We start from the raw sequence: 11149 nt of genomic DNA on the forward strand, positions 1-11149 counted from the left end.
TCAGTGAACAGTTGTCTGACTGTTCACTGATAACTAATAACTGTTATGTCACACGATCTCTAAACAGGTCGGAAGCGTTTGATTGCGCCTCCTGTCAAGTCTGCATAGTACAGATAACCATCGTCTTCAGTGGTAATTTGTACAGGCACTCCTAGATTAGGTGTGTCTTCTGTAGAAGCAAACCGATTAACAGAGATAAGTGTGTAGTTACTATCGAATTTTAAAGCGTCGACAACTCCCCTACTGAAATCACCCACAAATAAGGCATTATCATAAATTGCAGGGTAAGCATCGCCTGTGTAAAAGTCACCCATCGTAATCGAAGCAGGCCCATTATGCTTGTAAGTGTAAACTGGTTTTGTAACAGTTTGTCCACTATTATAAAAGTCCTGCGCTGCTTGTAGGGTAGCGTATTTTGGTTGTTGCAGATTGACGATATTACCATTGCTATCAAGACCACCTTCATAGAATGGCCAGCCAAAGTTCGCTCCTGGTTTTCCGATATTCACCTCTTCATAACTCTCGAAGCCAACATCACCAATAATAGGGGTATTGGTTTTCTGATCGATTGTTAAGCGGAAAGGGTTACGCAGACCCAAATTATAGACCTTGGAAATGTTGCTATTGGGATTGCCATTATAGAAAGGATTAGTTGATAAGCCTTGACCAGTAATGGCATCAATATGCAGAACCTTACCGGACAGATTATTTTTATCCTGGACGCGGATTGCTCGCGGATCTATCCCATTGTAAGAAGTGCCATCTCCTAAACTTACAAACAAATTACCATCGGTACCAAAGCGCACAGTACCAACTGAGTGAGATTCGCTATCATTAGCGATAAAATTGTCGATATTTTGGACTTTATCGAGATTATTGAGATAATCCTGCAAGCTGGTAAACCGCTTACCAGTATCTTTGTTGATAATTCCTGATGGTGCATAACCAAGTGTGACATCTGTGCTATTTCCATCTGGGTGGCTGATATTATCCCAATTGCCATTAGTACCTAGCAGCACAAATTCGCTGCCAGCAATAGCAGTAGTGTAATTAGTGTTGGGATCGGCTGTCACGCGAGTTAGCCGTGCTGTCCTATTGCCGAAGGCATCGCGATCGTCCAATGTGGTATTGGGATTGTTTTTAGGATTGTTTGGATCGGTTTCTGGTGGATCGTAGGTATATAAGAGATATACGTAGTTATTACCGTTGGGGTTTTTACCAAAATCTGGATGCACAGCAATGCTTAATAAGCCGCGATCGCGCGTACCATTTACCTGTGCAGAAATATCGATAAATGGTGTTGCTAATAAGGTATTGTTGCTCAAGACTCGCACTACCCCATTTTTCTGGGCAACGAACATAGTCTTACCGTCAGATGTCGTGTCAAAAGCTGTGGGTTCAGTCAAACCAGAAGCTATTGTATCTATAGTAAATTGACCAGAGTCATTATCGTAAATAGTGATGGTTGTCTGTTGAGTATTTAGTGCCACTCCCACTGGGTTATTGAAATTCAAAGTAAAGGTTTCATTTTCTTCCCCAACATTGTTATCAAGAATGGGGATAACAACAGTCTTAGTGGTTTGTCCTGCTGCAAAATTCAAGGTTCCAGATACAGCCTGGTAGTCAGATCCCGCTTTAGCAGTCCCATCCACGGTTACGTAGTCCACACTCGCAGCGCCTGTACTGTTACCCCGTGTAACTGTCACTGTAGCAGTACCGTTATCCTCATTCACTGCTGGCTGAGTGAAAGTCAGACCAGAGCGATCGTTATCTTGAATCGTAACTCCCAGAGTTCTTTGCAGTCCTATTGTTGCCCCTATTGCCTGATCGATGACAAAACCAAAGGTTTCATCTGTTTCTCCGATTGAATCGTCATTGATCAAAATAGATACCTGCTTGCTGGTTTCTCCTGGTGCAAAAGTAACTGTTCCAGCGCTTTCACGGCCTTCACTTCCGTAGTCAAACCCTGCTGTAGCAGTACCAGCTATGGTTGCATACTTAATTGTCGATGTATTGGTTAAATCACCACTTCTGAGCAAAGTGATACTTGCACTACCAGCCCCTTCATTTACAGTTATGGCAGACGATCCCAGGGTGATAGTGGCTTGAAGTGCTGATGAATAAAGTTGAGACTGAGGAATAATTTCCTTGGTCTGAGAGTCACTTGACCAAGACAGTTTGGAAACGGCAGTGTAGCCATTTTCATAATATTCCAGTTTAATATCGTACTTCTGACCCGCAACTAGCGCGATCGAGCCACTGTACTCCGTGCGAGATTGATCGACAAATTTATTGATGATTTGTTGACCATTTACCCACAACCGCACACCATCATCAGCAGTGGTGTAGAACTTGTAAGTCTCGCTGTACTTAGCTTCTACCTGACCCGTCCAACGCGCTGAGAAGGTATCCCCACCGATGGTAGGATCTGGAGAACCATTATCCCAGTCGAAGTTTACTGTTGCATCTGTGCGAGTTACCTTCAGGTTGGTAAAGTCGATGTTGTCGTAATATTCTGCTTTTAGTCCATTGCCATTACTAGCAACTGTATTCGTCGGACTATAAAGTTGAGACTGAGGAATAATTTCCTTGGTTTGAGAGTTACTTGACCAAGACAGTTTGGAAACAGCAGTGTACGTATTTTCATAATATTCCAGTTTAATATCGTACTTCTGACCCGCAACTAGTGCGATCGAGCCACTGTACTCCGTGCGAGATTGATCGACAAATTTATTGATGATTTGTTGACCATTCACCCACAACCGCACACCATCATCAGCAGTGGTGTAGAAATTGTAAGTCTCGCTGTACTTAGCTTCTACTTGACCTGTCCAACGTGCTGAGAAGGTATCCCCACCGATGGTAGGGTCTGGAGAACCATAATCCCAGTCAAAGTTTACTGTTGCATCTGTGCGAGTTGCCTTTAGGTTGGTAAAGTCGATGTTGTCGTAATATTCTGCTTTTAGTCCATTTCCCACAGAGGCTGCGACTGCGTTGGCGCTAACTGCGCTGGCGCTAGCCCGAGCAGTATTAGATGGTAGTGAGTCAATGCTTTGCAGAGATGATGGAGTTGTTATACTTGCTGATGCTGATGACTGTTGATTAAGATCCTGTGAATCATTCATTGAGATATATGCCTCGCAATAGTCTAAAACTAATTCATCATTAATTCTTATGAATTAGTTTGATGTGAATGTTTTCAAAAAAATTGAGATGATTTTAGCTTAAATATATTGATAAAAAATCATTGTTTGCTTATCAATATATTTAAAATTTATTAATGCCTATACTATTTCACTCAATTGCCGATACAAATTATTTGTTGGTATCTATGCTCCTTTACTGTTTATTTGTATCAACCTTAAAATAAAGCAGCATGAAATTATATACCTCGCTGCATCTTTATTAAAAGCAGGTAAATAGAAAAACGTGTATAAAAAACGCTAGAGACTACCTTAAGGGCTTATTAGTCCTTATGAATCTTTGCCTTATTTCGACAAAATTCTGAGTTTCTGATGCATGTAATTTCGGTTTGGTGAATTTAAAAAAATAAATCACCTTTCTTGAAAGCTTCTAATCTTACTGTTATGTAGGTACATAAAGTTAAGGTGAAGCAACACCCAATTGCAGAACATATACTTAACCATTAAAAGGTGTAACTTTACACAGTTTTTTTTGCATGTTTGCTTTAGGGTTAATCAATTAAATATTGGACACCATAACACCGTGTTATGTCTATCTATTTTGTGAAACCTTGTTCAAATATTTACATTGCTTTATAATTTCATAAAGCAAAACTAAAGTTTTAATTATTTTTTGTTAACTTATAAAAGTCTAGGACTTACGTACTGGACAAAATAATCATGTTGTGGATCAAGATAAAGTCGTCACCGCCTAGAACAACAGAGTCGAACAGAACCCCAAGCTACAGCCTAACTATTAGATTATAAAGCTGATCCAGACTAGAGAGAAGTTGCCAGTTAATCCAAAGATATAATTTTCTGGCTGTGCCTGTGGTCGCTCGAGCATAGCCTTGAGCAAGTATTATCACTGTCCATGATGTCATTTATATTCTGCAATAGGAAACCACGGAAGATATAGATATCTTCCGTGGTGGTGTGCAATCACCTTATGACACATATTTTCAGATAAATTTACTGGAAATTGCTCGAAAGCTGCTTGTGTGGTTACTGGTTTTACTTATAACCGATACCATTACAGGAATGATTATTAAGGTCGCAAGAGGATCGCTACTACCTGGGCTTACTTGCTACAAGGACGATTAAAAGTTGCGATTGCTATAGGCACTAGTTTAGTAGCCATTTCTATGTTTAGCGCCTATCTTTGCTTCAGCACTGCCGTTTCTATTCCGCTACCTCTGTTTATCAGCCCTTAATCTCTGCACCATTCATAATCACAGCAGTTGATGTAGTAGCGTTTTGATTTACTTCAATTTAGCGCGGGTAATTTTAAAGTTATGAAAAGAGTCATTGATTAATAAGAAACGTAAGAATTCAGGAGTCAGAATTCAGAATAGTTAAAGAATCAGGAGAACATTTGATGACTAAATATACCAATCATTCTAGATTCCTGATAAATTCTGGCTCCTGACTCTTGGGTGCTGAATCCTTACTAAGAAACTACAAATGACTAACTTTTACAATTCTGATTCCGTTAGGGGAGCAACAATTTCGCCAGTGCCTAATTCCAGTATCAAGTCTTGGTCAGTAATTAATCCACTGAGTTCTTTCACTTGTAAGTTCATATCTTCACAAGCCTGTCTAAGTTCTCGGGCAAATTTGTTGAGGTCTTGACCATAGCCACATTGATAAGCAGCAGTTTCAATTCCTTGCTTGGCATTTGCTCTAGCACAATCTACTAGTTCTGTGCCCTGAAGTGGTGTAGGAGATGCCATAGACTTAGTTATTGTTTCTTAAATGTACGCTATTTAGTTAGATTATCAATATTTACATTTTGAATCATCCCTCCAACGGAAGACCATGAGGGTAGAGTTAGGAATTGAGAGTTAGGAGTTAGGAGTTATAAATTAAGAATATATCGTTTATAACTCCTAACTTAGAACTTTTTCACCTACCCATTAACAACTTCTCCGCCATTAATATGTAAGACTTGTCCAGAAACATAAGAAGCATCATCAGAAGCTAAAAATACATAGCTAGGTGCAACTTCTTCTGGTTGTCCGGCTCGTTGCATTGGTACTTGTTTACCAAAAGTTTCAACTTTTTCTTCAGGAAAAGTTGATGGAATTAAAGGTGTCCAGATTGGCCCAGGCGCGACAGCATTAACGCGAATTCCTTTTGATACTAAATTTTGTGATAGGGAACGAGTAAAGGCAACAATAGCACCCTTTGTCGAGGAATAATCTAGGAGTTGGGGGCTACCTTTATAAGCTGTTACCGATGTGGTATTAATAATAGAACTGCCTGCTTGTAAATGCTTCAGTGCAGCTTTAGTCATGAAAAACATCGAGAATATATTAGTGCGGAAAGTTCGCTCTAATTGTTCTTTAGTAATTTCCTCAATGCTTTCTTTGGGATGTTGTTCGGCGGCATTATTGATGAGAATATCAAGTTTGCCAAACTCACCAACTGTTTGTTGTATAGCTTGCTGGCAAAAAGTTTCATCGCCAATATCACCTGCAATGGTTACTGCACGACGACCTTGTTTTTCTACCAAATGTTTTGTTTCTTTGGCATCATCATGTTCATTGAGGTAAAGGATGGCCACATCTGCACCTTCTTTAGCAAATGCGATCGCTACAGCACGACCAATACCACTATCAGCACCAGTAATCAATGCTACTTTATCTTTTAACTTGTCACTACCTTGATACCGGGCATCATCTGCTTTCGGTTTAGGTGTCATTTCTGATTCAACACCTGGTACTTCTTGCTGCTGTGGCGGTTGTAATTTTTCCTCTTTTTTATCTTTTGATTTAGCCATAGTTCTCCCTTTAGTAATTGGATTGGGCATTGAAAATTTGGCATTGAGATTGCTTACAGTTCATCTCCTCCAAATCCCTATTTTAAAAAGTAAACCTTGGATCAAAAATTCAACCCAAGGTTTATTTTTTGCTTTGGCTTTTTATAGCAATTTGCAATCTTAGGTACTGATACCCCGAATGCTATTGCCTAACCTTTTGCTAGCAAGTTTATGTGGCTTATCTTGCATAAGTCGGGAAAAGGGTAAGGTCGGGGCCCCTCTGGGGATAAGGGGAAAAAGTTCTGTATCGTCACCTGACCCTTTAACCTTTACCCTTTCCCTAAGAGTGCAAAAAGCACTTTTGCAAGAGGTCTATTCTTTATCCTCACACCTGGCCACGAAAAACAAATACACAACTTTGATCTGATGAATAATTTATCTTTTCTATCTGCTTTTAAGTTAACTATTACCTTGCTGTACTTTATCGCTCCACAGAGGTAAAGTAAGCTGAAATCTGCTCAACCTTAAGACGTAAAAAAATTAAATAAATCATTATATGTAAGATAAAGAATTCAGATATTTTCAGTACAGGGATATACTTACTCAATTTTTAATTGCAAAGTACTTACATTTATGATACACATTTTTAATATTAATATTTATTTAGAATAATATCTGTATAACTACCTTCTGATAAACTAAATTACTTACAAAAGAACTTGAAAACTAGTCCCGAAACTAATAGACCAAAAGCCTACATGGTGCGCTACATTGGGATCATTAGAGAGCAGGGGTTATGGCAATACTAAATATTTCAGAGTTAGAACAGGCTGACAAGTTTCGCCACTTACAATTAACTCTAAGCGATCGCTGGAAAACGAGCGAGTCATTTGACAATAGTGAAGCGGATATTTTAATTATTCCCTCTTTAAGTCTCGACCAGCGCGAACTCCAAAAGATCGAAGGCTGCGAGCATTATGAAGAAAGATTACTATTTTCCTTAATTCGGTTGCAGAATCCCCAAACTCGGCTGGTTTATGTAACATCAGTACCGTTGCATCCTAGTATCATTGATTATTATCTGCAACTTTTGCCAGGAATTCCCTTTTCTCATGCCCGCAATCGCTTGCTGCTACTTTCTACTTACGATTCCTCCCTTAAGCCTCTGAGCCAAAAGATTTTAGAACGCCCCCGCCTGCTAAAGCGGATTCATCAAGCTTTGAGGCTAGACAAATCGTTTATGATCTGCTACAACTCTTCGCAGTGGGAAGGCGAATTATCTGTAAAATTAGGTGTCCCACTGTATGCTGCTGCACCAGATTTACAGATTTGGGGAACAAAAAGTGGCAGTCGGCAAATCTTTGCCGAAAGCAGTGTACCGCATCCAGATGGTAGCGAAAAGATTTGGAACCACACAGATTTGGCAGAAGCAGCCAGTGATTTGTGGGAACGACAACCGACATTAAAACGGATAGTAGTGAAACTCAACGAAGGCATTTCGGGAGAGGGGAATGCATTGTTGGATCTTAGACCGATTGAGAATTTAGCACCGGGAAAAGATACTCACGCTCAAAGGGTAGCAGCAATTAGCGATCGCTTCTTAACAATGCGCTTTCAAGCAAAACAAGAGACTTGGGATAATTTTTCAGGAAGAATCCCGGAATTAGGGGCAATTGTCGAAGCATTTGTGGAAGGGGAAATTAAGCGATCGCCCAGCGTCCAAGGAAGGATCACACCCACCGGCGAAGTGGAAATCCTTTCAACTCACGACCAAATTCTTGGAGGCCCAGATGGTCAAATTTATCTCGGTTGTCGCTTTCCCGCCGATGAAAGCTATCGATTGCAATTGCAGCAATTGGGGCTACAAGTTGGCAGAAAGCTGGCAGAGAAAGGTACTTTAGAGCGATTTGGCGTAGATTTTATCGCCGTTGACAAGGGTAACGGTGACTGGGATATTCAGGCGATCGAAATTAACCTGCGTAAAGGCGGTACAACTCATCCATTCATGACCCTGAAATTATTAACAAACGGTCGCTATGACCTTTCCACAGGCTTATTTTATAGTCAGCAAGGTCGTCCTAAATATTACATTGCCACCGATAATCTCCAAAAAGAGCGCTATCAGGGATTATTGCCTAATGATTTGATGGATATCATTGCTCATCATAGACTGCACTTTGACAGTGGTACAGAAACAGGCACAGTGTTTCATCTAATGGGTTGTCTTTCGCAGTTTGGCAAGTTGGGATTAACCAGTATCGGTGATTCTCCACAACAAGCACAAGATATTTATAACAAAGTTGTCAAAGTTCTGGATGAAGAAACCCGCAGCGAAAATCATGATTTATCGGCATTTTCTTCAGATTATTCCTTTCCCGTCGCTTGGGATGAATATAGTTAAAGGATATGCTTAAGGACTTCCAGTAAAAACATTCCTTCGTAGGGGCGCATAGCTAGCTGTTCGCCCCTTACAAATTTACAAATAATTTGGGATGATTTATTTTGTGCAAATCCTTAATATAGCAACAGTCAAGGTGGTTAGGACATCAACAGATGATGAAACTTAGACACAAAAAGACTTTTCACCCAGTCCCCAGTCCCCAGTCCCCAGTCCCTTGCTATACTATTGGTTAGCCTATTCATGTAGCCTACAGCCTGTAGTTTTTAATCAGTTTTATAAGCGCATCTTCACACAGAAATGGTATGAGTTCTAAGTCAATACAGTTCAGATAAGACCAAAGCACTTGTAGAGACGGCGATTTATCGCGTCTCAAAAACCAAAAATTTTTTACCAATAGCCCTTAACTGAACCGTATTGAGTTCTAAGTAATTACGAGTTACAGATTTTTAAATATCGGTGTCTGTAACGGACTATGGATAGTAGAACGATTAACAATATAAGCCCTTTGATCATTGATGGCTCTACTACCTTCTTTACTTCTGTAGGAGGTTTAGGAGTGACATTACATGGAACCTCAATGATCTGTGTGTGATTGGAACCATTACCACCAGAATTTAAATCACATTCGCCTTTATTGGTAAGAGACAAAGGTGTAGTTCCTGGAGCAATAGATGGTTGAGGTGAAGAAACAGATGCCTGAGCAGAAGAATTATCGCCATCAAGTAATAGAAGCAGAATTGCAATAAGACCCCCAGCCCCGATTATTGGCCACAGTGGAAAAGAATCAGGACTGTCTGGTACAACGACCTCTCCCTCAGTACCAGGGATATCAAGAGCTATTGTTTCTCCATCCAATGGTGCTGGACTATCACTCACCAAGATATCTCCTGGTATATCTTCTCCCAAAAGCTGATTAAATTCCTGTGGAATCCCGTTGTTAGGTCGTCCGAGTTCCCCACCATCTTCAGAGTATGGATAGGATAGTAGTTCAAAAATCCTCTTTTCGAGTTGGTTCTGATCTCCAGAATTCAATGCATTCAAGCCTGTAGAGATTTTATCTACATAAAAATTCGTCATCTCTGGTGACAGACCTAAAGATTGAATCTGTTCTTGAATATTGGAAATTTTTGAGGCTTCTTCAAACAACAATCGTCCGTATGAGAACTTTAAGTCTAGTAATCCATCACGAAGGCTGACCGAGTTATTGACTCCTGAGTATGGTGTCCAGTAGAACTGGTTGGTTGCAAGTCCGAGTCCTTGTACTGGATTGCGACCAATATTTTGCCCAAGAAGGTATTGAGAGCTATCCATGATAGCGGGAGACTCATTTTTCCAAAAAGAGGCGTAAGGAACCGCAGAGAGATTCGGATTGTTACCGTAAAAGCTAGCGAAATTCTGGAAGTTTTTTTCCCCACCGGCTGCTCGGATCAGGAGGTTTTCATAGCTACTCCCGCCGTTCAACTCTACTAACCGTTGGATTACCGCTCCAGTTTTATTACAGGTCAGACCAAATCCCACATCACATCCAGGAATGACTCGCATCTGGCTCAAATTCTGGTTATTGATTTGGTACTGAAGATACTCAGACTCCAGTCCTGGTTGGATACCATAGCGTCCAATATTAAGCTGTGCAAAAGCAGACTGACATGTAGTAACTACCACCGCTATAGATGAAAATGCGATGGTTGCAAAACGAACTGCCTTCAACATCGCAATCCTTTGAAAAATTGATTTAGGCAAAATGCACCTCCCTTGAACGACAACAATTTAATTGAGTATTGGGGATTGGTTTCGGTTTTTCTCCCCAATCTCCAATTCAACTCTTAGGTAAATAAATATTGATCGTGATTCCTGTACCTTTGAGGTTTCCTGATGAGAGTGTGTGATACAAGACTAATGCTCGGTTTGGTTGATCAAAAAGAAACGCACGACGTGTAGGTTTGATCTTTCCTTCCTTTACTAAGGAAACGAAGGCTTCTAGATATCGACGTATACCTTGACGGTTCTCCTGATTAGTATTCAGATGATGCTCAATTAGCATCATGAAGAAGTCCAAGCTCCGATTTTCCTGACCCTCAATTAGACTGCCTTCATCTAGAAAAGAACTAGCGATGAGCCTGTTATCAACTTGTTTAACCTTGAACAGAGTAAAGTAACGCCCTTCTTTTTTTGGATCGTTCGCATAACAGACCCAAGAACCCTCTTGATTTTGTGTGAAACCCTGTTCTGCAAGGTAAGACAGCAAAGGATCTTTAGCCTTAGTCTGTATTGGAGGTAATAAATCTTCAATGGGATCTAAAGAGCAAATCTTCTGTGTTGTTTTCTGTGGAGAAACAGCAGGAGTCTCTTGGATACGGAGGCGCAAGGGCTTGTCATCAGACATGGCCATGCCAGACATTGCAACTAATGCAGATACTTGGAGAGCGATCGCACCAAACAAACGAACAATAATATTCATGTTTTTCCTGTTACTTTTGCTTATGTTGTCAATAATCAAATCGTTACTAAATTAGGATTGGTTAGGAGTGCTAAATCATTTGTTCAAAGTCTGCTTAAGTTTTGATCAATGAAATAGGTTTTACAGCAGATTGGAACTTGGTGAGGTAGAGGTGATCTTCAGGGCACAGCACTGCTGTGCCCCTACCTGTGTACTTCATTTACCTGAAGAACGCTGTGTATATAGGTGACTAAGTACAAGAGAATAAATATCTAAAGTAAATACACAGTTTGAGTGTTTTACAGACAATACAAATTGGGCTTTTTGATACTTTTACATATACAAAAAACGATTGATATTGCATCAAC

Annotated in this window: 6 protein-coding genes and 1 pseudogene; 2 read left to right on the plus strand and 5 right to left on the minus strand. The window is 40.2% G+C overall.

Translation table 11 applies throughout. The features are described 5' to 3' along the window. Positions 1 to 59: 59 nt before the first annotated feature. On the minus strand, positions 60 to 3125 hold the full coding sequence (locus tag RMZ41_RS04685; RefSeq protein WP_322734507.1) for a PA14 domain-containing protein: 3066 nt from the start codon (positions 3123 to 3125) through the stop codon (positions 60 to 62). Positions 3126 to 3965: 840 nt separating this feature from the next. On the opposite strand from RMZ41_RS04685, the pseudogene RMZ41_RS04690 reads away from it, so the two are divergent. Beyond that, a pseudogene (locus RMZ41_RS04690) lies at positions 3966 to 4481 on the plus strand (magnesium transporter); the annotation flags it as partial. A gap of 176 nt (positions 4482 to 4657) precedes the next feature. Here the strand turns inward: RMZ41_RS04690 and RMZ41_RS04695 are convergent. Together RMZ41_RS04695 and RMZ41_RS04700 are read right to left on the minus strand one after the other, a co-directional pair. Then, positions 4658 to 4915 (minus strand): hypothetical protein, encoded by a 258-nt coding sequence (locus tag RMZ41_RS04695; protein ID WP_322640457.1) that lies wholly within the window; start codon positions 4913 to 4915, stop codon positions 4658 to 4660. 176 nt (positions 4916 to 5091) lie between these two features. Further along, positions 5092 to 5964: an SDR family oxidoreductase gene (locus RMZ41_RS04700; protein ID WP_322640458.1), complete on the minus strand. Its 873-nt coding sequence runs from the start codon at positions 5962 to 5964 to the stop codon at positions 5092 to 5094. A 775-nt stretch (positions 5965 to 6739) separates the two neighbouring features. On the opposite strand from RMZ41_RS04700, the gene RMZ41_RS04705 reads away from it, so the two are divergent. Continuing rightward, on the plus strand, positions 6740 to 8344 hold the full coding sequence (locus RMZ41_RS04705) for a peptide ligase PGM1-related protein (RefSeq protein ID WP_322640459.1): 1605 nt from the start codon (positions 6740 to 6742) through the stop codon (positions 8342 to 8344). 429 nt (positions 8345 to 8773) lie between these two features. Here RMZ41_RS04705 and RMZ41_RS04710 read toward each other — a convergent pair whose 3' ends face one another. Both RMZ41_RS04710 and RMZ41_RS04715 read right to left on the minus strand, forming a co-directional pair. After that, complete coding sequence (locus tag RMZ41_RS04710) at positions 8774 to 10084, minus strand: hypothetical protein (protein WP_322640460.1); 1311 nt, start codon at positions 10082 to 10084, stop codon at positions 8774 to 8776. A gap of 76 nt (positions 10085 to 10160) precedes the next feature. Next, the gene (locus tag RMZ41_RS04715) at positions 10161 to 10802 is read right to left on the minus strand and encodes a hypothetical protein (protein WP_322640461.1); all 642 of its coding nucleotides are present in this window, start codon (positions 10800 to 10802) and stop codon (positions 10161 to 10163) included. Positions 10803 to 11149 lie beyond the last annotated feature (347 nt).

Origin of the sequence: Nostoc sp. DedVER02 (assembly GCF_034530675.2) — a bacterium.
Classification (GTDB): Bacteria; Cyanobacteriota; Cyanobacteriia; order Cyanobacteriales; family Nostocaceae; genus Nostoc.